This is a genomic window from Bacillus sp. FSL M7-0307 (genome assembly GCF_038627835.1).
Taxonomy (GTDB): Bacteria; Bacillota; Bacilli; order Bacillales; family Bacillaceae; genus Bacillus; species Bacillus altitudinis.
Genome location: NZ_CP152023.1, coordinates 850,006 through 872,967, shown reverse-complemented (window position 1 = coordinate 872,967; position 22,962 = coordinate 850,006). Strand labels below are relative to the sequence as shown.

Below are 22,962 nucleotides of genomic sequence, written 5' to 3'. Positions count from 1 at the left end.
TTTAGACATTTGTCTTCATTTCAGCGTAGTTGAAAACTCTTGCAGTCTAGGAAGGACGAGTACCGGAGCGGAGCGAATCTGACATTCGTGAGCACCGGCACGCAGGACTAACAACGAATGCGAGGGTTTGCCTACACGCTGAGACCGATTCTTAGAATCGGTCTTATTTTATTTTCTTCATTTTAGGATCAAGGGTGTCCCTTAATCCATCTCCCATCAAGTTAAAACCAAGAACCGTCAGCATGATCGCAATCCCCGGGAAAAATAAAGTCCATGGCGCTTGTACGAGATAAGGTCTCGCATCTGCAAGCATTTTCCCCCACTCTGGACTTGGCGCTTGTGCACCTAATCCTAAAAATCCTAAAGCCGCCGCTTCGATAATGGCTGTACCAATCGCAAGCGTCGCTTGAACGATCACCGGCACCATACTATTTGGTAGAATGTGACGAAGAACGATGCGGCGGTGTGACATCCCAACTGCCTTTGCTGCTAAAACATATTCTTCTTGCTTAATGCTCAGCACCTTTGAACGAACCAGCCGGCCAAATGTCGGGACATTAATAATTGCTATGGCAATAAGTGCATTTTGTAAGGAAGGTCCTAAGATGGAAACGATCGCAATCGCTAATAGAATGCTAGGAAAAGCGAGTAAAATGTCAAATAGTCTTGAGATGACAGCATCCAGTAATCTACCGCCGTAACCTGCCATCAATCCAAGCAATGTCCCTAAAATAACCGACCCGAGAACGGAGAAGAAACCCACCCATAATGAAATCCGAGCTCCATGCACGACTCTAGAAAATATGTCTCTCCCAAAATCATCCGTACCAAACCAATGTGCAGCCGAAGGGGCACTAAATCGTTCGCCTAGTGACTGCTCGTTGATTCCATAAGGAGCAATGAGCGGTGCAAAGATCGCTAGGATAAGAAATAAAAAGACAATCACAGTGCCAATGACCGCCAGCTTGTGCTGAAAGAACAGTTTCATCGATTCAAGAATCAGTGATTGAGAGCGTTCTTCCTTTTGTTTAGGTGCTTGAAGCTCTTTTTGCGCTTCCATGTCGTCACTCTCCCTTCTCTAGTATTTAATCCTCGGATCAATGACTGCATACAAGATATCCACAATGAAATTGATCAGCACAAATATGAGCGCAACAACAAGAATGCCAGTTTGAATGACAGGATAATCACGATAGCTAATTGCATCGTAAATATACCGCCCAATTCCCGGCCAAGCAAAGATCGTTTCTGTTAAAATGGCTCCGCCTAGCAAGAGACCTGTTTGAAGACCAATAATCGTTAAAATCGGAATGAGCGCATTTTTCAGCCCATGCTGATAAATGATGAAAAATGAACGTACCCCTTTTGCTTTTGCTGTTCGAATAAAATCTGAATGAAGAACTTCCAGCATACTTGCCCTCGTAATCCTTGCAATAATCGCAGCAGGAATCGTTGCGAGAGCGGTACTTGGTAAAATTAAATGCTTGATGCTGTCAAAGAATTGATCAAATCGTCCTTGCAAAAGCGTGTCCAGCGTATGAATATAGGTGATCGACTCTACCGGATTTCTTACGTTTTCTCGTCCTGTAGTCGGCAAAATACCTAATTCAATCGAGAATAGCCACTGTCCCATTAAGCCTAACCAGAAAATCGGCATGGACACCCCAATGAGAGCAATAAACATGGCCACATAATCAAAGAAAGAATGTTTAAACCACGCACTAATGATTCCGGCATTCACACCGACAATAATCGCCAGCAACATAGCGAAGAAAGTCAATTCTAATGTAGCGAATAAGTAAGGCTTCATTTCCTGGGCAATAGCCGCTCCTGTTCGTATGGAAGTCCCTAGATCACCTTTTAAAAGCCCCAGCATGTAGTGACCATATTGTACGTACCACGGCTGGTCTAAACCAAGCTGAATCGTCAATTGCTTTACTGCTTCTTTCGTTGCCCGCTGTCCTAAGATGACCTGCGCCGGATTTCCAGGGATAAACCGAATAATAGAAAATACAACTAAGGTCATTCCGATCAGTACTGGAATGAGCATTCCTGCTCGCTTCATACAATAAGCAAACAAACAGCTTTCACCGCCTTTTCATTGTTTGGATAAGGGAGATCGAATGATCTCCCTTATTTGCTTATTCGAAATATACGTCAGTCAATGCTTCGGAACCAGTCGGATGCGGCTGGTAGCCTTTTAAATCTTTAGATGCGGCGAGCATTGGAATTGAATGGACTAATGGAATCCAAGGCGCTTCATCATGAATGATTTCTTGAGCTTCTTGATATAATTCATTTCGCTTCTTTTGATCCGTATCGGTCTGCGCTTCAATGAGGATGTCATGCATTTTATCGTTTTGGAAGAATGTATAGTTGTTACCGCCAATACTGTCTTTATCTAATAATGTATAGATGAAATTATCAGGATCGCCATTGTCCCCTGTCCATCCTAATAAGAACACATCTGCTTCGCCTTTACTTGCTTTATCTAAATAAGTCGCCCAATCATATGTGACGATTTCGGCTTTGACACCAACTTTTTCAAAGTTTGACTGAATGACTTCAGCTACCTTCATCCCGTCTGGCATATATGGACGCGGCACAGGCATTGCCCAAAGCTTGATGCGAAAACCGTCAGGGAAGCCTGCCTCTTTCAATAGTTCTTTTGCTTTTTCCGGATCATATGGATATGGCTCAATCTCGTCATTGTAGCCTTCTAATGACGGAGGAAGTGGATTTTTTGCTGGTTCAGCAAGCCCTCCATAAAACGACTCGATGATTGATTCTTTATCAACTGCATAATTGAGTGCCTGACGAACCAACTTGTTATCAAGCGGCTTTCTAGTCACTGTCAGCCCGATATAACCTACGTTCATGGATGGTCTTTCAATCAACTGGAGCGCTTTGTCTGTTTTAATGCCATCTAAATCGGACGGATTGACGCCATCCATTAAGTCGATTTCGCCTGTTTTAAGCGCATTTAAACGAGCAGAGTTTTCAGGAATAGAGCGGAAGATGATTTGTTTCAGTTTTGGTTTATCTTTTTGCCAGTAATCTTCGTTCTTTTCTAAGACAATACGGTCGTTCTGCTTCCATTCTTTAAACTTAAATGGTCCTGTGCCCACTGGGTTTTCTCTAAATGAATCACCGCTTTTTTCAACTGCTGCAGGACTAGCGATACCAAATGGTGACATGGCGATGTTTTTCAGAAATGTTGCTTGCGGGCGTTTGAGTTGAAATTCAATTTCATGCTCTCCTTTGACGATGATGTCTTTAATGACATGCCCTTTATCTTTTTTATAGCCGCCAAACATGCCGTAGTAAGGAAATTTTTCGGCATCTCCATTCATCCAGCGGTCAAAGTTGAATTTTACTGCTTCTGCATTAAAGTCTGTGCCATCGTGAAATTTCACACCTTCTCTTAAGTAGAATGTGTATGCTTTTCCGTCCTTCGCAACATCCCATTCTGTTGCGAGGCCCGGATGGATGGTCGTGTCTTTTTCACCGTAATTCAAAAGTTTTTCAAACATATTCTCTGTGACCTTAAAGGTTTCGCCTTCTGTTGTTGTAATCGGATCAAGTGACGTAGAGTCCCCTCCTCTGCCGAATACGAGAGTGTCTTTTGTGGCTTTTTCTTCTGATGTTGATGAAGATGAACAGCCCCCTAAAAATAACGCAAGTGCCAGCACAAAAATGAAACTACTGAATAACCATGTCTTCTTCATTGTGTTCCTCCTTTTGATATAAATAGCACGCAGCTGCATGGCCTGTTTCCTCCTCATACAAAGGCGGAACAGCTTGCAAGCATTGCGCCCACCTTTTTGGACATCTTTTATAGAAAGGACAGCCATCTTCTGACACCAGGGTGGATTCTTCCGCTGACACATCCTGCGTTTCCAGCACGTGATCCATATGTGGAATGGATGTCAGAAGAAGCGATGTATAAGGATGAAGGGGCTTGTGAAATACGTCCTCCGCAGGACCCATTTCTACAATACGGCCAGCGTACATCACTGCAATTCGGTCGCTCATATACTTGACAACGCCTAGATCGTGAGAAATAAACAGATACGTCAGAGAAAGCGTCTTTTGCAATTCGAGCATTAAATTCAATATTTGCGCTTGAACCGATACATCTAAAGCGGAAACTGGCTCATCGGCAATCACAAGACTTGGATGAGTAATCAGTGCCCTAGCAATTCCAATACGCTGCCTCTGGCCGCCGCTGAATTGGTGCGCATAACGATCTCCATAGGATGGGTCAAACCCAACAATGTGCAGCATCTCTTTTACCCGCTTTTGTCTTTCTGCTTTAGTTCCATGTTTATGAACAATGAGCGGTTCTTCTAAAATGTCTTTGATTTTCATTCGTGGATTTAAGGAAGCGTATGGATCTTGGAAAATCATTTGAATGTCTTTTCTGAAGGAACGCATGTCTCGTTCTTTCAGAAGCGTCACTTCTTTTCCTTTCATTTGGATTGAGCCAGAAGTCGGTTCGATTAATCTCATTAAGCTTTTGCCAAGGGTTGATTTCCCGCAGCCAGATTCGCCCACAATGCCGAGCGTCTCTCCTTCTTTCACGTGAAAGGACACTTGATTTAAAGCCAAAGTCGTCTGTTTGTGTTTAGAAAAAAATGCCGATGTGTCATAACGCTTCGTCAGTTGATTCACTTGCAATAGTGGGTGATTCAGTGTCTTCTCCTCCTTCCATTAGAAAACATGCGACGCGGTGATTGTGTGAAATGGATTGTAAAGATGGGTCTTTTTCAAGACATTGCGTCATTTGATATGGACAGCGTGGTGCAAATTGACAGCCGGACCGAATAGCTCCTGGCTTAGGTACATGACCCGCAATAGACATGAGTTTTTCTTTTTTCTCTTTAAATGATGGAACAGAGGCGAAAAGACCTTTCGTGTAGGGATGGAGAGGTTTTTGGAAAATACGGTCAACGGTTCCTTCTTCTACGATTCGACCAGCATACATAATCATGACACGCTGGCATATTTGCCGCACGACGCCTAAATCATGAGTAATAAATAAAATAGCGGTGTCCATCTCTTCATTTAACTTTTTGAGCAAACGAAGAATTTGTGCTTGGATGGTGACATCAAGTGCAGTCGTTGGTTCATCTGCAATCATGAGCTTTGGGTGACACAGCATCGCCATCGCAATCATCACACGCTGACGCATGCCACCCGATAGTTCATGTGGATATTTTTTGAGTAATGACGCTGCTTGTTTCAGGCCTACCGTTTGAAGCAAATCTACAGCCTTCACTTTTGCTTCTTTTTGGCTGATAGTCTGATGTGTGAAAAGGGCTTCTGTCATTTGCTTGCCGATGGTCATGAGTGGATTGAGAGAAGTCATGGGTTCCTGGAAAATCATTGAGATGTCATTCCCTCTGACCTCTCGCCATTGTTTCTCCGAAAGTGACAGAAGGTTTTGACCTTCAAATTGTATGTGACCTGTTGTTTCTGTTTGGTGATTCAGCCCCATTAAAGACATCGATGTGATGCTTTTCCCGCAGCCAGATTCGCCCACAATACCTAAGGTTTCTCCTTTTTGAATAGAGAATGAGATGTCATGGACGATCGGGACTCTCTGCTTTTTTTGCTGAAAAGCAATGGACAGCTGTTTGACATCTAGCAATACTTCTTGTTCTTTCACATCTTCACCACCCCGTCATACTTTTTAAAATTGTATTGAGACAAGCTGGGAAATATGTCATGTTTTTGACAAGCATAAAAAAGCCTATCCGCTAGAATCGGATAGGCTTCTACTAATTTAATGTTTGAATGGTAAATAGATGGCGATAGTGGCTGTCTCGGTTCATTAATTCCTCATGTGTTCCTTTTTCCACAATCTCACCTTGTTCCATGACCACAATGAGGTCCGCATGTGTAATCGTTGATAAACGGTGCGCAACAATAAAAGTTGTGCGATCTTTTGCCAGCTTCTGCATCGCTTCTTGAATGTAATGTTCACTTTCTAAATCAAGTGCAGACGTCGCTTCGTCTAAAATAAGCAGCGGTGGATTTTTAAGAAATACCCTCGCAATTGAAATTCGTTGTTTTTGACCGCCTGATAGCTTTACGCCACGTTCTCCTACTTTCGTGTCATATCCTTCAGGAAGAGACATGATGAACTCATGGGCATTAGCCGCTTTGGCAGCCGACACAATTTTCTCAAAGGATGCTTCCGGGTCTCCCACAGCGATATTTTCTTTAATGGTGTCACTGAATAAGAATGTATCTTGGAGGACCATCCCGACTTGATTACGCAGGCTTCTTGCCTTGAACTCTTTAATATCAATGCCGTCAATTTCGAGTGATCCGCTTGTGACATCATAAAATCTTGGAATTAGGCTGACGAGTGTCGACTTCCCTCCGCCGCTCATTCCTACAAGCGCAACAGTTTGACCTTTTTCTACTTTCAAGGAGATATTGTGTAGAATCTCTTCCTGTGTATGTTCGTAACGGAACGACACATCTTTAAATTCTACCTCTCCTTTTAAGTGATTGGCTTCTTTTGCATTCGGCTTGTCTGTTACTTCATACGGTTCATCAATAAACTCAAAAATACGATCCATTGAGGCTACTGACTGAGTTAAAGTCGTCGATGAGTTAATGAGACGACGAATCGGGTTGTACATCCGGTCAATGTAGCCGACAAAGGCAATCATTGTCCCAATTGAAAGCGACCCGTTAATGACGGTATAGCCAGCAAAAGCAATAATGAGCAGCGGCGCAATGTCTGTGATCGTATTGACGACGGCGAATGTTTTGGCATTCCAATTCGTATGATTGATCGCTTTGTTTAAGAAATTTTTATTTTCATCGTGAAAATTCTCTTGTTCGTATTCTTCAATCGCAAAGCTGCGAATGACAGGCATTCCTTGTACTCGCTCATGCAGGTGCCCTTGCACCTCAGCGAGTGCCTGCGACCGCTCTTTTGTCAGCTTGCGTAGCCGTCCGTAAAAATACTTCACTGCTAACGCATACAGCGGAAAAATAATGACAGACACAATGGTGAGTTTAAGATCCAGTGTACACATAATGGCTATCACAATCAGGACGGTCATCAAATCAAGCCAAATGTTCATAAGCCCTGTGATGACAAATTCCTTTGTTTGCTCCACATCGTTGATGACCCTTGAAATAATTTCCCCTGTTCTCGTGTTGGCGTAATAACGAAGGCTTAGCTTTTGAATGTGCGAGAAAAGCTTTTCTCGAATATCAAATAATACTTTACTGCCTGTCCACTGCGCATAATATTGTCTGTAATACTCAACAGGCGGTCTCATCACTAAAAATAATACAAGCATGATTCCCATAATAATAAAGAGAGTGGATGTTTTTTCTTCAGCCGATCCAGAGCCTTGAATGACATCATCAATGACATACTTTAAAAGCAGAGGCAATGTTAAGGGGATCGAGAACTTAATCATTCCGATCACCATTGTCAATGCAATCTGTTTTTTATACGGTGTTACAAAAGCCATGTAACGTTTTATGACCCCCATGTAAATCTCCTTCCCAATCTATCAGTGCCTCTTATCCGTACGCAGTCAAAAACCTGTTGGCTTTGAAAAGCCAAACAGGTTTTAGCTGCTGTTACTTATTTTGTATAACGCAAAAAACGTTCATACCACATATCCACAAATTCTGGAGCAAACGGTCCCTTCCGCTGGTGAATCCAATGCAGTAATGTATTTAGATGCTCTCGTAAGATACTATCGATTTCTTTTGGATAATTCATCTGCCTCTTATGATCTGCATATTCATCCTCATCCAAAATATTATACGTCATGTCCGGAAAGACTTTGACATCTAAGTCGTAATCAATATACTTAATCGCCTCTTCATCTGTCGCAAAAGGAGAGCTGATGTTGCAGTAATAATACACCCCATCATCTCGAAGCATCCCAATGACATTAAACCATTGTTTTGCATGAAAATAGCAAATAGCCGGTTCTCTTGTCATCCATGTTCGGCCATCGGATTCAGTCACCATTGTTCGATCGTTTGCACCAATGATACACAATTCCGTTGCTTTCAGAATGGTGGTTTCATTCCAAATCCTGTGGATCAAGCCATTATGTTTATAGCTTTGAATTTGGATGGTTTCTCCTTCCTTGGGATAGCCCATATTTTCTCCCCTACTTTCTATAACAAACAAACCTAACAGTCCAAAGACCTAATTTCCCAACTAAACATGTCTCTATTATATTATACCGTTACATCATTAAAAAATGAAATGAAAAAGCCATTCAACCCAATTGAACGGCACACTCTTTTACATCACGGTTGAGCTCTTCTCCATTTGTTTATACGAATTGATGACTTGTTCAGTCTGTTTTGTAAATAGTGTTTGGACTTTTTGCAGTTCCTCTCGTTTCTGTTTGATTTGATCACGAAGCTTATGCCGCTCTTCCTTTTTTTCACCTTGCAGCAATCGTTTTTCTGTCTCTAAGTACAGATCGAGTTCTCCTTGTACATCGAGCAGCTGATCCATAAGCTGCATTTGTTCTCTGACAAGCTGATCGAAATCAGACATCTAACTCCTCCCTTTCATTCGTATCGACTTTTTGTATCTATACCATTTCTTGAAAGAAGGAAGAAGTCCTTTGACTGTTTATGTAGAGGTTTTATAGGTTTTGTCGGATAGTGGTGACAGGCAAAAAGAAAAGCACTTCATTCGTAGATGAAGTGCTTCCCTTTGTTTCAGTGATTAGCTGTTTTGTTGTTTGTTTTGCTCAGCTTTTTGGTTGTATTTTTTTACGTGCTGTGCGTCAGTCTCGCTAGCAAATTCAGTGCCATATTGACCGCCTTGTGCAGCAGCTTGGTTTTGTTTTTTCACTTGTTGTGCGTTTGTTTTGTTTTGTTGTTTATCCATCATTATCACCTCCACGCACATTAATTTGTGCAGAAGGTGTACATCTTATTCATCATTTTTTTAAACAAGCAAAGAACGTCCGCCATCGACGATAATCGTCTGTCCTCTAATCATATCTGCTTTGCCTGATACAAGGAATTCTACACTGTCGACCATGTCTTTAATTTCCACCATGCGGCCTGCTGGTGTATTTTTCTTAGCGTCTTCTAATAGCTCTTCACGATTCGGGAAGTGCTTGAGTGCATCTGTATCGATGGCGCCGCCTGATACGGCATTTACGACGATATTTTTTTGTGACAGCTCAACGGATAAGTAGCGTGTCAAAGCTTCTAGTGCTGCTTTAGATACACCGACCACCGTGTAGTTTTCAAGGTAGCGGATAGAGCCTAGTGAGCTAATGCTGACGATATGTCCGCCGCCGTTTTTCTCCATTAATTTGGCTGCTTCTTGTCCGCAGAATAACAAGGCCTTCGCATTGATATTCATAGTCCAGTCCCAATGATTTTCTTCAAGATCCATGATTGGGCGCTGAACGCCAGATGCCGCATTGTTCACAAATACGTCTAAACGGCCAAACGTTTCGTCAATTTGCTGGAACATGTCTTTGATTTTCTCTGGCTGACCAACGTTGGCTTTGACAACTAATGTTTTAACACCCATCGCTTCAATTTCTTCAGCTGTTTCAAGTGCTGCTTTTTTGCTTCTTGCATAGTTAATGACAATGTCATATCCTTTTTCAGCCAGGCGAAGGGCTACTTCTTTCCCGACACCTCTACTGCTGCCTGTAATTAGTGCACATTTACGCTTGTTCATTATGGTTCATCTCCTGATTTGAATAGTTTTCGTCCATTCGCTTCACACTAATAGGAAAGTTCCTATTAGGAGGTTACATTCATGTATGTCGGACGCGATTTAAGCCAGCTTGGCATGATGTCAAAGGATCAATGGAAAGATACTGAGCTTGCTTTTTTTCATCATGCTTTCCAACAAATTTTACCTTATTTAAACGAAGAAGGGCAATCTAAGTATCGAGAAATCATTTCTGAAATTGAAAACCGCGGGGGTCTGCACCGAAATGAAGCCGATTATACCCATGGTACAACGGTTAAATATGACTAGGCTGTTCAAGTGCCATCTTCCATATTTTTTGATGTGAGACTGGCAAAGCATATGCCTCAAATTCTTCTGTTGTGACTTTTTTCAGCATCGTGTCATCAGATACAGAGGTCACACGTCCAAAGAAAACAGAAATATTCCAGATGAGGTGGGTAAATACATGTTGAATGGTGCCTTCTAAATCACCAAGTTCTGCTTGTACACCCGCTTCCTCTTTTAAGAAATCAATCAGCTGCTCTTTTTCCGTTTTTCTTCCCTTCATTGTTTCCATGTTTGGGAACTCCCATAAATTCGCAAGCAGACCTGTACTTGGACGCTTATGAATATAGAGGTGGCCTGCATCATCAAATAACACCACCGCTGCCATTGATTTCGCAGTCGGCTTTTTCTTTTTACTTTTCACCGGCAGCTCATGCTGAACGCCTTCCTCAAGTGCTGAGCAATGCATGTTTACAGGACAAATGAGGCATGCAGGAGAGGTTGGGGTGCAAATAAGTGCACCTAGCTCCATTAGCCCTTGATTGAATTCTGACGGCTTTTCCCGGGAAATGAGCTGATCAACCGCAAATTCGAAAATATTTCTCGTTTTTGGTTTTGCAATATCATCCCATATGGACAAGCTACGGGAAATGACCCTCATCACGTTGCCGTCTACCGCAGGGTATGGCTTGTTATAGGCGATACTCAGCACTGCGCCGCTCGTATACGGACCTACACCTTTCAGCTTTGAAAATTGTTCTTTCGTATCAGGGACAACGCCCTCGTAGGATTCATATACTTCTTTCACAGCAGCCTGTAAATTACGCACTCGTGAGTAGTAGCCAAGACCTTCCCATGCTTTCATGACTTTTTCTTCATCAGCTAGTGCGAGATCTTTCACCGTCGGGAATTGCTCCATAAACCGGTTGAAGTACGGAATGACCGTATCGACTCTCGTTTGCTGGAGCATTACTTCTGATACCCAGACGCGGTATGGATCTTGATTTTCACGCCATGGAAGGGTACGTTGTTCTTTTTCATACCAATCAATTAAATCATGCTGAAAACCCGCAATATCTTTGCGGTCCAGCTTTTCTTGAATGTCTTTCATCTCTATACTCCTTCTTATCGAACCGAGAGCTAACGTTCTGAAAAGAACCTTATTTGTTGTATACTGTTTGTAGATACGTTAACATGTTACATTAAATCGGGATAAAGCAAAAGTGATTTTGCACATAGTCTTGTTGAGAAACGTATACTTTGTATGATTGTTCCTAAGCATGACAACTAGGAGGTAATCAATTGGACACTGGTACTCATGTAGTAATGGGCATTTCTCTTGGGGGACTTGCGCTTTTAGATCCAGCCGTCAGCGCAGATCCACACATGGCTCATGCCGTGATGATCGCGACTATTGCCGGCTCCCAAGCACCAGACATTGATACTGTGCTAAAACTAAAAAATAATGCAGTTTATATAAGAAATCACCGAGGATTTACTCATTCCATTCCGGCTGTAATGTTCTGGTCATTGCTGATTCCGGCTGTGATTTTCCCATTTGTGCCGGGGGCAAATTTACTTCACCTTTGGTTATGGACACTATTAGCCGTCGTGCTTCATGTGTTTGTCGATATTTTCAATGCATACGGCACACAGGCCATTCGGCCATTTTCAAAGAAGTGGGTAGCGCTAGGGATCATTAATACGTTTGATCCGTTTATCTTTTTTACACATCTTGTCGCCATTGTCGTTTGGGCGATTGGCGGGCATCCCGGCTATACGTTTATTACGCTGTATGCCGTGATTTTCTGTTATTATATCGTCAGGGTCATCATGCAGCTTCAGATTAAACGCCAGCTGCGTGCACGATTCAATGAAATTGAGGACATTATTATTTCGCCTACGATGAAGTTCAGACAATGGCGCATTGCCGTGAAATGTAAATCCTCTTTCCATGTTGGACGCAGTATGAATGGTGAGATCATCATTTTAGACACCTTTAACCGTGTGCCGGTCCCTGATACTGAGATTATGAAAATTGCCAAACAAGATGAAAACATTTCAGCCTTTCTCTCCTTCTCCCCTGTCTACCGGTGGGAAGTGGATAAATACAAGGATCATTATGAGGTACGGTTCATTGATTTGCGCTACCGCAGCAAAGGTCATTATCCTTTTGTCGCGATCTGCCATATCGACATGGACCACCAAATCAAAAATTCCTATACCGGCTGGATTTTCAGTGAAGAAAAACTGCAAAAAAAATTAAGACTCGGCTCTGTGTGAGCGAGTCTTTTTTTGTTGTGTAGGGCTTGAATTATTCATATGTGTAGATTTTGAACTGGATAGTACTTGAATTTGTATAAAACGCAGAAACTGTGATCTATGCACTCATGGAGAGTGCGACAAAATACAATGTGTTTGCGAGCCTTGTCATCGCTATTTCAATCCACGCACTCTTGTAGAGTGCGACAACTAAACAAGAATTGATTATTCAAACAGAATTATTTCAATCCACGCACTCATATAGAGTGCGACACAAGCTTTCATATTGAGTTTTATTTCAACTATATTTCAATCCACGCACTCGTATAGAGTGCGACGGCTTACCGCTATGACAGCCAAGTTCACAGCTAAATTTCAATCCACGCACTCATATAGAGTGCGACATAGAGGAATTAACCTATTGCTTCTAGAAAGTGGCATTTCAATCCACGCACTCATATAGAGTGCGACGCCTTCTAAAGCGATTGAAACGATCAATCTTTTATTTCAATCCACGCACTCATATAGAGTGCGACTGCGATTTTCGCCCTAATTATAACATTTTTCAGGAAATGATCGTCAAAACCCACAAGTTTCTATATAGAATTTTGTTTTCATCCTTAAAAAATATACATTTTTTCTCATTTTTGTCGAATGAATAGGTGCGAATGTTCCAGGGATTTTATGTTCACCTCACATTCGCACCGACTTTTTCTTAGTATGAAATCTATTGAAACTTGTTAATCATACTTATTTATATTTCAGCAACAATTGAATTCAAGTAGATTCATGACTACTGAGGCAGGAGGCAGAGTTATGTTAATTCATGTAGAGTGCGACTAAGCCAAAAAATTGTCATGGATGGAGGGAATTATTTCAATCCACGCACTCTTGTAGAGTGCGACTGCGATTTTCGCCCTAATTATAACATTTTTTAGGAAATGCTCGTCAAAACCCTTAAGTTTCTATATAGGAATTAAGTTTTCACCCCTGAAAAATATACATTTTTTCTCATTTTTGTCGAATAAAACGGTGCGAATGTTCCAGGGATTTTATGTTCACCTCACATTCGCACTTAGTCTTATGAAATGACGTCGTCCATTTTAAGTCTTCCATAACCTGCATTTGTTTTAGCACCGATTCCTTCGTGTTCTAAAGCGCCTAGTAAGATGGTTTTGGCGAGTTCGAGCCATTCCACTTCTTCTGGTAGATTCTTTTTTGTTCTCAATAGAAGTTGAAAGCGGCCGTTGACCACCGTTAAGAAATGAATCGGTGTTGGTGAGTCATCGTCTCGAGGGGCTGGAACACTTTCCCCTTTGTTCATCTTATCTAGCTTGACGCTGTTGTAGTCTGAATGATGTGGTGTCATCACATCCACTTTAAATGCTTCTCCTACCGTCTCAGGCATCATGAGCGCATCATGAAATTCGATGATGCCAGCACGTTCGTTTGTTCCAAACAATGTGATGTAATCACTACCACCTTGTTTTAGTTCTGGAAAGTTTTCACCTAATACAGAGTGGGCATAATGAGAGGCTACGCCTTTTAATGCTGTTCCTGGTAAATAAGGAACGCCGTATATCGGGTGTAATAATAATCCCGTTTCCAGTACACCCTCTCCCCCATGTCCAATGACTAACGGCGATATGGACTTGACTAGGCATGTGGGGTTCGTATCGGCATAATATTGCTCCACAAATCTTTCATACAATAAGCGATTTTCCCCCCACTGTTTTCGATGGAGACTAATCACATTTTCATAAAATGACTGCTTCTTCGCACTGTCCTTTATGATGTCCGACAATGTAGAACCACCAATCTCCCATTTGCTTTTGTTTAAGGTTAATGACAGATTCATTGGATGTCCTCCACATTTTCCGCCCCTTGTTCCACCTTTAAAATAGATTCCGCATATCTTTTTAACCAAACAGATGCACTTAAAGCTTGTCTTGATTTGATTAAGTAATCTCGATTGGAAGCTGACCAACTTTCTTGTAAATCTAGTGTTTCTTTTATATCTTGAACGAATTGTTGATAAGCATTTCCTTTTTTTGATTTTGCTTCAAAAAATGTAATGGTGAGCCTTAATCCATTTGTTAAGATCATTGAGGCGAATCTGTGACAGAGTTGTCCATATTGATTTGAGAAATTCTCCTCATTCGTTTTGGCATTCATCACATGTTGATACGCTTTCTCAGCATAATGATGTTGAATGAGTTTCATGATCCCTCCCCTCCTGTCATGCGCCAGGATACTCTTCCTTTACCTACGTTTGTGTTTCCACCTAATTGAAGATACATCTGTTTTTCTAGTTGATTTAAAAGTTGGTGTCTAACAGATAAATCATTGCTTCCATCGACACGATCACACCATATGAGCCCATAAAATATGGCTTCTGCTGGTACATACTCTTCATACCAGAGAGCACCTTTACTAACTGTTTGGGTTTCATGATCAATTCTAATACGAGGTGTCACTTCAGAATTCATGGTGACAATGTATTGAAAAACGTCATCACTTACAATTACAAATCGTTCTATCCAAAGAGTTTGTGATTGTTTATCGTCGAATAAGAGTTTGGCCATCTGTTCAGCAAAATCGGTTAGTTGTTGAGATTTTTTCGCAGCCCCTTGGAATTCACCTAGGTATAATTCGTCATTCTCTACTAATGTAGAATTCATTGTGACTAGTGTGCTTGATTCTTCTATGAGATCAGGGATATCCAGTGATACGCCTAACGCTTTTGCATCGCGGGCTAATCTTTTCAATATGAGTGGACTTGCCACATATCCAAATGTACCGTATCTACTCGCCACCGGGAATGAAAATAACCGGCCATCTGTCATGACGACTGCTCCTGCGCTTCCATCTTGATCTCCTTGTGTACCAAATACTTTTTGTACGAATGTGTCTTGTCCTTTCGCGCGATAATGTTCACGCTGCACGCCTTTGATACTGCTTCCAGGTATAATTGGCCATTCTGTGACTTTTTCTCGTTGAATGGGCATATCAATCACGCCAACTCCTTCACCCGCTCCAATATGGAGGGGGGATAAACAATGTATCCAAAACCAACGGCTTGCTTCCATCGTCTCACTCCTCTTATTCATTCGGTTTCCATGTTCCCCAAAGTGCTAACCCGCAGCCATCTTCACGATCAAACGCTTCTTTGCGCCGGTTACGATCAGATACTGATTGAAGCCACATTTTTTCGGCCAGTTCTGCTGGATCTCCTTCTTCTACTGTAAAGAAGTAAACGCTACCTGCGGGGACTAAGCGGCGTATTGCTTTTTCACGCCCTTTGTCTTTATTTGTTAAGCTCCATCCAGAGATTGGCTGCCAATGTGGAACAGAGGCCCAAACCAATTTCAGTCGTACATTTGTATCAAATAGTGGTTTTGACATGAGCTGTTCATCCAGCCATCCGGGCTGCCATCCTTTACTGAAATAAGCAGGTGTCGCCAATATCATGCGAACATACGGCTTGTTTTTTAGCGATTCTTTAATAGCAACCGGACATGTCCAATCTTGTTGGTATACATGTGGCCGGTCTTCTATATGAGCCAGCCGCCGTTCACCACCGATTGTGTGAAGACTTGAGAAAGGCTTTAATTCTTCTGACTCTTCAGTAGATAACTCTATTCCTGCCTCCAGTTTAAAGTCATCTGGGAATAAGAGCGATTCTGTTGAAAATAGATGCTGATCTTTTGCCTTTTTACTGCCAGTTTCCACCTCAATTTGTGTTCGTTCCTGACGCTGTAATGCTGGAATAAATGCCGGTGGTGATTCCTTTTTGAAAGAATGATTTTCTTTCTGCATATGTTGGTATTCAGTCAAGGCTTCCTTTACCTGACTCTCATCCACTGCGTCTGTCAGCCAGTTCACCATCCACTTTAGTGATACAAAAGCAGGCGACGATTTCATTTTTTTACGAGCACCAGCTCCAATTGGTGGCCATAATGCCTCACTAAAACGGCCTGTTTTTCCTGTACCAAAAAAGCCCTGTCCTTCCGACATCATTGGCTTTGGTCTCACTTGATACATGCCATACTCATCATCAAATAACTCAAGGTCATGAGGCATTGGCACATATAAATGATCATGCCAACGATATAAAGGACCTCGCACAAGAGATTTTGCATAATAAGAAAGTGGCGTGGTGTGTTTGATTGATTGTCGTTTCTTTGCTAAAGCTGTACGAAGTGTTCCTGCGACCACACTTGGCGGAACATCGTTTAGTGAACGCGCCCGTATACCTGGTACACTTTGAAATGGGCGTGCATCACGAATAAGCAGCGGATCAAGCGGTTGAATGTGAAACCATCTTTCAGGCATGTCCACTTACCTCCTCCAGTTGAAGAGTAATGATCATACATTCAGCGATTGTATGTAATTCTTCTAATGTATTCTTCTTCGGTATATACTTCGCAATCAATTGATCGATCCACTCTTTCGTTTCTTGCTCTGTTTTTGCTTCCGTTTTCTTTTTGATTGCAAGACGTCTTATCTCTAGTGGAATGAGTTCATCTAAAATTTCCGGCTGTTTTCTAAAAGAAGACTGTTCGTATGTTTGATACAACTCTCGTAAGCCATATGCAAAGCCAGATGTGAAATAAGACTGTTTTAACCACGTCGTCATCTCTTGGATAGAGGCAACTGGATCTATTTGAAATGAGACTGAGATATTCATTGTGTCTCCTCCGCCTCGCTTTTGGAAATGAATCGCTAATGAATTTCGCTCTTGTTTTGCATATTGTTCAGCCTGACGTGCCATACTTCTTACTTCTTCAAGAGGCTCAAGCATATGGACGATGGCGATTCCAATTGAAATCGAAGGAGGTGCCTCACTATGTTGATGAGCCTTCATCGTTGAAACAAATTCTCTTTGTAATTTCCCAGCTGCTTCTAAGCATTGATGCACCGGTACATAAGCCATGACATCATCTCCACCGCCATAGATCAATGTACCTTCACATTCGGAAATAATCCCACGAGCCTTTGAAGCAAAAGTTGAGAGTGTTTTAGAAAATGCAATATGACTTTCTACATGCTGTATATTTCGCAGTTGGCTGCCCATCTTATCTCCATCGGCCATGAGAAAGGCATAGTAAGGTGAAGGTGCTGATGGTTTAACCGGCTGGCCGTGATGCTTGCTGTATTCGCCTTTGAAATATTTTTCGAGCAGCTGTGTGATGTCATTTTTCGCTTCTGTTCGTGTGGTCCCGACAAGTCCACGTTGTTCAAGATAATCTTCTATTCTTCTTTCATAAAAAAGCGATGCCTCACTCAAATCAATAGGGGCTACTGTCAGATTCATATTCTTAAGATATGTTTCTACATCTTTCACATAATGTGTGGCTGCTTTCTTCATCTGTTCATTTTGGTCCAACATATTTTGATAGGGAGCAAACGCTTTATCACATACAGATGGAAATGTCATACTCGGATGCTTATGTAAGGACAATCGTTTGATCACTGAAATCGCATCTAATAATTCATGTTCACCAATTCCCCATTTCGCTAGTTGCGCCACTTGCTGAGGTGTTTTTTGCTTTTGGAAAACAGACTCTCGTCCACCGTCAAGTGATGATTTTGGTTCACCGAATAACGCCCCTGGCTCATTTTGTTTAAAATCTCTTAAAGTCTTCCGTGCCGCCATTAAACCTTCGACTTCTTGAAGAGCCAAATGATATGGACTTGCGGACGCATTTGCCGCTCTGTCTTGATTTTGCACCTCAGTCCACACAGCATAAAATTCCAATAAATCATCTACTTGTCGATTCCATGTGCCTATTTGAATATAAGGATCAACTATTTCTCTAACAAAGTCTGCGTATTCCTTCCATTTGTCATATATTGCTTTTTTCACTTGTCTTGCAACGGATGAAGGCTGTTCGTATGAGATTTCCCCCAGTATTTTATTTGGTGCGTTGTTTGGTTCTGCAGATGATTCGTTGAACACAGGGAAAATAAGCGTTCCACCCAGTTCTTGAAATTTCTTCGCACCTGCTTTACTTAATTCAGATAGAAGAAAAGAGCCAAACCATAAATCACGCGTCCGCCTTGCTTGCGCAATAAATTCTTGAACAGGCCCTATCGAAAATAGCATTAATGTTTGTTTTTGTGATTCTTCTGACAAAATGTTTGCACCTCCTTGCTATGTAAAAAGGCTTGAATCGCCGATGAGTGCGTACGGCCACTCTCGTCTTGTAATGGGTTGTTTGAGTAGGTGGCTGTTGGGTAGATACTTTGTTCATCTGTCACATCGGGCAAAGGCTTTCTGTCCCCTAAAAGCGATAAAGCTTCGATCTTTGGTTGCTGCAGCACCATCACCATGCCTACCGATTCCTTTTGATTAATAGCTAACGGTTTTAGGATGAGTGGTGAAGCCAAACGATCCTTTCCTTTAGGTAGGAGCGTTACAGGATCTGGATCTTTCCCACTATCTTTAGGAGCAAATCGGAACTGAATAGGCAAACCAAATTGAGCTCTAGGAAATGCTTGATATTTAAATGGTTTCTCTTTTGGATAAGGGATGTGATGACCTGATTTAGCCTTACCTGTTAACAGACGAATAGTATCTGCTTCCGGCCAACAACTTCTTCCCCTTTTTTTGTTCGGGTTTGATCTTCTTCGAAATGTTTCATATGTCTGAATGACGGATTGCCAGCTTGAGATCATAGATGATGGAAATGCCTGTACTTTGAATTCACGACTAAGCGTCGGCCATTCTCGACTTGATACTGGCAATTGAATGTCATATTCTAAAAGCTTTTGCTCAAACCATTTTTCCAATTGGCTTTTTGTCCTCTTGTTGTATGGTGAAAATTGCTTGCAATATAAACTGCCACACCCACGTCTCGTTCTTGACCCAAGTCCACCGAAGTTGATCCAAGCCCATAATGCTGCTTCAACTTCTTTTTTGATTAATTCAAAATCAGTTGTTTTTTTAGATAACCGGATATTTAAAGAAAATTGCGCCTTCATGAGGTATGGTGTTTCATCTTTCATATTTGAAAGAACATACCGTGGAAAAGGATGATTTTTCTTTTTAAAAAATACTTTTGAATTTCTTTTCACTTCGTCTTTTTCATAATGGGTTACCACTTGAATCTGGCTCGCTTGTTCTGTATGACCAAATATCTCTGCTTCTCGTTTAGATAATTCATTCGCATTTTTGCAAACAGCTCCTCGAGTTGCACGCCACCAGAAACGAAGATGGCCACGAATCGCACTTTCTCGAATCGGTCTGTCTTGATCAATTGAGTTTGATTGGGGCCCTCCGCCAAACATTGGCGTAACCAAATGAATAGTAAGCGGCTCTTTAAAAAGTCTTTGGTCTTCATGAATTTTCGTGTCAATCGCATGTTTCACATCATGCCAATTCGTTTTGGGTTTACTAGATTCCCTTGTCATGTCGCTCTCCTTTCTTCACTTTGTTATCTGTTTCTGAAACAGCTTGGCATATGCATAGTGAGGGAAAAACATGGGATTATTGATGAGCATCAGCAATTGATTTAATTGGAAGTTTAGCGTTAACAGCTCATTGTGATCAATACGTAATTCACTGAGTTTGTTCGAAATCACTTTGTCTTTACTATCATCTTCATTATTTTCAATATTTTCTTTCTTTTCTTCATCCTCTTGTTCCTTAGATCTTTCTGGATCATAACAATTTAATTCATTAGCCCACCATACTAGGCGTTCACCTTCATTAGGAGCTCTTAAATGAAATACACTCTTTTGTTTCATAAGTATAAAGTCAAATGCTTTGTCTAATTTTTCAAACATCCCTGAAGATGAGTTTGCTGTTTGCCTTTTTAAATTACTTGCTAAAATTAAAATAGGACGTGTTCGTTTCTGTGTATCATTTTCAACCATGACAACCCCTTGGGCGGCCATCCTAGCTATTCCTTTTGTTTTCGGTACTAATTTTTTTATATTGTCAGACCAAACTTCTAATTTATCAACATCGAAATTTGAACTTTTACATTCAATAGCAATCGCAACCGCCTCAATCGGTATAAACTTCAACGAATTGTGTTGGAACACATACGGCGTATACTGCTCATCAAAAACGGCAATATCGACTTCGTTAGAATGATTTCCTTCTGAGTCAATAATGATGACACCTTGTGCTAATGAATATTTTTTAGGAATGATTTTCCGAAAAAACTCCAACCACATCACTTCTCTAGAATCTCCTGTCAGCCCGCCATGATTAGAAGCAAAGTCGACTTCTTCTGATATCATGCTGTTTAATCTTTGATAATTCTCTAAGATCAGCTGCTCAACTTTACCGGTTCGCTCCGTTTCACCCAAACCAATTCCTCCTTCATCATTCACTACGAATGGATAAAATTTGAATCTAAATGACTACTTTTCATTTCGACTTATTTTGAGATTTTTTAAGGTTTATTTAGGAAAAAGAAGAAGAAAAAAACATGACTGCAAGGAGTCATGTTTTCACTGTACAAATGAACAGTATATTTGATGGCTATTTGAAAGAGGAGATTGTAAGAAGATGGATTTGAGGTGGCCATACCCGTTTAAGAGACAATCATTTAAAATCGCGCACTCTTGTAGAGTGCGACTTCCCTGGGATTGATTAAAAGCTTTGCATGGGTATTTCAATCCACGCACCCATATAGAGTGCGACAATATACAGTAATTTCCATAGTTACAAATAACCATTTCAATCCACGCACCCATATAGAGTGCGACTGCGATTTCTGCCCTAATTGTAACATTTTTTAGGAAATGATAGGTAAAATCCTCAACTTTCAATAAAGAATTTTGTTTTCTCCTTCATGAAATATACATTTTTACCCATTTTTGTCGAATAAAAAGGTGCGAATGTTCCAGGGATTTTATGTTCACCTGACATTCGCACCGAATCTCTCTTAATCCTATTTAATTAAAAACTATTATTGATGATAATCATACTTATTTCGCTGTTTCATCAACAGCTTTGAATTCATTTAAAACATGGACTACTGGGCCAGTCCGGGGGTGCTTGGTTTATGATGCTGCCAATTCAAATTTTCAATCCATCCACTCTTGTAGAGTTCGACGACTATGACAGCCTATATGAAAGTAAAGCGTCAATATTTCAATCCACGCATTCATGTAGAGTGCGACAACACACTTTGCACATACCCAACTATCTACACATTATTTCAATCCACGCACTCATGTAGAGTGCGACCTATTCACTTCAGATGAATTTGCGGAGCTATTCGATTTCAATCCACGCACTCATGTAGAGTGCGACTGCCAGGCGGTTGATCGGGTACGGCGGGATCTTATTTCAATCCACGCACTCACATAGAGTGCGACTGCGATTTCTGCCCTAATTGTAACATTTTTTAGGAAATGATAGGCAAAATCCACAACTTTCAATAAAGAATTTTGTTTTGCCCTTTATAAAATATACATTTTTTCTCAATTTTGTCGAATAAAAAGGTGCGAATGTCCCGGGGATTTTATGTTCACCTCACATTCGCACCATCAGTTCCTCTTACATCTTCGTCATATATTCCACAATAAACTCCCAAAAGCCAGGTCCCTCTTGGTAAATCAGCCAGTCTACTTTTTCGATGAGTTTGATGTAGAGTTCTTGTTCGAGGTCTTCTCTTTCTTGATATGCCGTGTTTTGTAGTTTCTTTTTGATCATGGGTGTGAAGGTTTCAATGAGTTCTTCCATTTCTCCATTGGTGATTTTGTCTTCGTGCACGGACATCTCCCCCTGTTTTTTCTTTTAGTTTGTTGAGCGCTTTTTTGTGAATGTTTGAGATGTTTTGTCTTGTTTCACCTAGCTGATCGGCTATTTCTTTCATTGTTTGGCCTTCGACATAAATTTGGGTGAGGACCATTTTTTGTTTGTCTGTGAGCTGCTGATAGGCCTTGTACAATCTTGGGTCTTGCAGGTGCTCCCCTAAGTCTTGCTGGTTGAAGAGCACCGCTTCATACGTATCTGTTTGAACAGGGTCTTTCACTTCTTGCGTATCAGGATGATCAAGTATGAGCGGAAAACGCTGCTGCTTTTTTTTCACTCGTTTGTCAAAGTCGACTGAAAAAATGCGGATCATTGTGGAAATATACTTGATGATGCGGATTTTTTGATAAAACTGCTTGAACTCGGAATCTAGTTTTTTCGCATTTTCCTCGTTTGGCTCTTCCATGACTTGCCTAAGCAGCTGCTGGTTTTTAGGGTTGCTTAAAAATTGATGAATGAGCGGGTGATCAACGATTTCCTTCCATTTTGCTTTCAATAACAGCCGATAATCCATGTGCATCCTCCCCTTTGTTCTCTCTACTTGCATTAAGTGGACAAAAGTTAAAAAAAGTAAACTTTGTGAAACGGGTCTAATGGTTCATTTTCTCCCCTTTTGATTTCCTATTTCTTCTTTCATACCACTTATAGAGAAGACGAGCATCCGCTGGGAGGTGAGACAAATGGAGACCTTTTTTTCGGAGGAATGGCTGAAGCAGCTTGGTCAGGCTGGTTTCCCTGCCATTTTAACGGTTTATTTGCTGACACGTTTTGAACGAAAGTTTGATGAATTAAGCAAGCTCATCCAACGATTGGTCGCTGTTCAAAAAAATGATGAATCAGATTGACATCTTCTTGATTCGTTTCACCTTATGAAAACGAGGGCGAAATGAAAGGCCTTTTGTCACCTCACACAATACGATGTTGAAAG

The 22,962-nt window shown here is 41.2% G+C and carries 22 protein-coding genes, 1 pseudogene and 1 CRISPR repeat array; of the genes and pseudogenes, 3 read left to right on the top strand and 20 right to left on the bottom strand.

The genetic code is table 11. The features are described from left to right. Positions 1-163: 163 nt before the first annotated feature. From MHI41_RS04330 to fabL, 10 genes and pseudogenes are all read right to left on the bottom strand, one after another. Positions 164-1,060: an ABC transporter permease gene (locus tag MHI41_RS04330; protein WP_007496739.1), complete on the bottom strand. Its 897-nt coding sequence runs from the start codon at positions 1,058-1,060 to the stop codon at positions 164-166. Between the two features lie 18 nt (positions 1,061-1,078). Further along, the gene (locus tag MHI41_RS04325) at positions 1,079-2,080 is read right to left on the bottom strand and encodes an ABC transporter permease (protein ID WP_146271680.1); all 1,002 of its coding nucleotides are present in this window, start codon (positions 2,078-2,080) and stop codon (positions 1,079-1,081) included. 61 nt (positions 2,081-2,141) lie between these two features. Beyond that, positions 2,142-3,728 (bottom strand): ABC transporter substrate-binding protein, encoded by a 1,587-nt coding sequence (locus tag MHI41_RS04320; RefSeq protein ID WP_202734622.1) that lies wholly within the window; start codon positions 3,726-3,728, stop codon positions 2,142-2,144. Beyond that, entirely contained in the window at positions 3,703-4,680 is a 978-nt protein-coding gene (locus MHI41_RS04315) for an ABC transporter ATP-binding protein (RefSeq protein ID WP_202734623.1), read from the bottom strand. Before MHI41_RS04315 ends, MHI41_RS04320 begins: the two co-directional genes overlap by 26 nt. Beyond that, positions 4,649-5,671: an ABC transporter ATP-binding protein gene (locus tag MHI41_RS04310; protein WP_060832194.1), complete on the bottom strand. Its 1,023-nt coding sequence runs from the start codon at positions 5,669-5,671 to the stop codon at positions 4,649-4,651. The genes MHI41_RS04315 and MHI41_RS04310 overlap by 32 nt, the downstream gene beginning before the upstream one ends. A 112-nt stretch (positions 5,672-5,783) precedes the next feature. Beyond that, a complete protein-coding gene (locus tag MHI41_RS04305; protein WP_342494585.1) occupies positions 5,784-7,526 on the bottom strand; it encodes an ABC transporter ATP-binding protein in 1,743 nt (580 codons plus the stop codon). Positions 7,527-7,621: 95 nt separating this feature from the next. Continuing rightward, positions 7,622-8,152 (bottom strand): DUF402 domain-containing protein, encoded by a 531-nt coding sequence (locus MHI41_RS04300; RefSeq protein ID WP_008341956.1) that lies wholly within the window; start codon positions 8,150-8,152, stop codon positions 7,622-7,624. A 147-nt stretch (positions 8,153-8,299) separates the two neighbouring features. Then, on the bottom strand, positions 8,300-8,560 hold the full coding sequence (locus MHI41_RS04295; RefSeq protein WP_073415697.1) for a YgaB family protein: 261 nt from the start codon (positions 8,558-8,560) through the stop codon (positions 8,300-8,302). Between the two features lie 174 nt (positions 8,561-8,734). Next, a pseudogene (locus MHI41_RS04290) lies at positions 8,735-8,884 on the bottom strand (gamma-type small acid-soluble spore protein); the annotation flags it as partial. Positions 8,885-8,959: 75 nt separating this feature from the next. Next, positions 8,960-9,712, bottom strand: a complete 753-nt coding sequence (gene fabL, locus MHI41_RS04285; RefSeq protein WP_007496726.1) for an enoyl-[acyl-carrier-protein] reductase FabL — start codon at positions 9,710-9,712, stop codon at positions 8,960-8,962. Between the two features lie 81 nt (positions 9,713-9,793). Between fabL and MHI41_RS04280 the strand changes: the two genes are divergently transcribed. Beyond that, a complete protein-coding gene (locus MHI41_RS04280; RefSeq protein ID WP_008341962.1) occupies positions 9,794-10,018 on the top strand; it encodes a hypothetical protein in 225 nt (74 codons plus the stop codon). On the opposite strand, the gene mutY is transcribed toward MHI41_RS04280, so the two are convergent. Further along, positions 10,005-11,105, bottom strand: coding sequence for an A/G-specific adenine glycosylase (mutY, locus tag MHI41_RS04275; protein WP_282834020.1), 1,101 nt, complete (start codon positions 11,103-11,105; stop codon positions 10,005-10,007). The genes MHI41_RS04280 and mutY overlap by 14 nt on opposite strands. Before the next feature lie 191 nt (positions 11,106-11,296). Between mutY and MHI41_RS04270 the strand changes: the two genes are divergently transcribed. Beyond that, entirely contained in the window at positions 11,297-12,277 is a 981-nt protein-coding gene (locus tag MHI41_RS04270) for a metal-dependent hydrolase (protein ID WP_282834019.1), read from the top strand. 89 nt (positions 12,278-12,366) lie between these two features. After that, a CRISPR array of direct repeats spans positions 12,367-12,792; the repeat unit is 32 nt; unit sequence ATTTCAATCCACGCACTCATATAGAGTGCGAC. A gap of 545 nt (positions 12,793-13,337) precedes the next feature. Here the strand turns inward: MHI41_RS04270 and cmr6 are convergent. From cmr6 to MHI41_RS04225, 9 genes are all read right to left on the bottom strand, one after another. Beyond that, complete coding sequence (gene cmr6, locus MHI41_RS04265; protein ID WP_342494584.1) at positions 13,338-14,114, bottom strand: type III-B CRISPR module RAMP protein Cmr6; 777 nt, start codon at positions 14,112-14,114, stop codon at positions 13,338-13,340. Next, on the bottom strand, positions 14,111-14,479 hold the full coding sequence (gene cmr5 / locus MHI41_RS04260; RefSeq protein WP_066031134.1) for a type III-B CRISPR module-associated protein Cmr5: 369 nt from the start codon (positions 14,477-14,479) through the stop codon (positions 14,111-14,113). The genes cmr6 and cmr5 overlap by 4 nt, the downstream gene beginning before the upstream one ends. Beyond that, positions 14,476-15,345: a type III-B CRISPR module RAMP protein Cmr4 gene (cmr4, locus tag MHI41_RS04255; protein ID WP_342494583.1), complete on the bottom strand. Its 870-nt coding sequence runs from the start codon at positions 15,343-15,345 to the stop codon at positions 14,476-14,478. The genes cmr5 and cmr4 overlap by 4 nt, the downstream gene beginning before the upstream one ends. Positions 15,346-15,358: 13 nt before the next feature. Then, on the bottom strand, positions 15,359-16,591 hold the full coding sequence (gene cmr3, locus MHI41_RS04250) for a type III-B CRISPR module-associated protein Cmr3 (protein WP_342494582.1): 1,233 nt from the start codon (positions 16,589-16,591) through the stop codon (positions 15,359-15,361). After that, positions 16,584-18,395: a type III-B CRISPR-associated protein Cas10/Cmr2 gene (cas10, locus tag MHI41_RS04245; RefSeq protein WP_342494581.1), complete on the bottom strand. Its 1,812-nt coding sequence runs from the start codon at positions 18,393-18,395 to the stop codon at positions 16,584-16,586. The genes cmr3 and cas10 overlap by 8 nt, the downstream gene beginning before the upstream one ends. Continuing rightward, a complete protein-coding gene (cmr1, locus tag MHI41_RS04240) occupies positions 18,365-19,672 on the bottom strand; it encodes a type III-B CRISPR module RAMP protein Cmr1 (protein WP_342494580.1) in 1,308 nt (435 codons plus the stop codon). Before cmr1 ends, cas10 begins: the two co-directional genes overlap by 31 nt. A 15-nt stretch (positions 19,673-19,687) precedes the next feature. Continuing rightward, positions 19,688-20,578 (bottom strand): DUF6602 domain-containing protein, encoded by an 891-nt coding sequence (locus MHI41_RS04235; RefSeq protein ID WP_342494579.1) that lies wholly within the window; start codon positions 20,576-20,578, stop codon positions 19,688-19,690. 1,198 nt (positions 20,579-21,776) lie between these two features. Beyond that, positions 21,777-21,998, bottom strand: a complete 222-nt coding sequence (gene rsoA / locus MHI41_RS04230) for a sigma-O factor regulator RsoA (protein WP_212047369.1) — start codon at positions 21,996-21,998, stop codon at positions 21,777-21,779. Next, positions 21,946-22,548, bottom strand: coding sequence for a sigma-70 family RNA polymerase sigma factor (locus tag MHI41_RS04225; RefSeq protein WP_342494578.1), 603 nt, complete (start codon positions 22,546-22,548; stop codon positions 21,946-21,948). Before MHI41_RS04225 ends, rsoA begins: the two co-directional genes overlap by 53 nt. A 166-nt stretch (positions 22,549-22,714) precedes the next feature. Between MHI41_RS04225 and MHI41_RS04220 the strand changes: the two genes are divergently transcribed. Beyond that, on the top strand, positions 22,715-22,879 hold the full coding sequence (locus MHI41_RS04220; RefSeq protein WP_003217819.1) for a YvrJ family protein: 165 nt from the start codon (positions 22,715-22,717) through the stop codon (positions 22,877-22,879). The last annotated feature ends 83 nt before the right edge of the window (positions 22,880-22,962 follow it).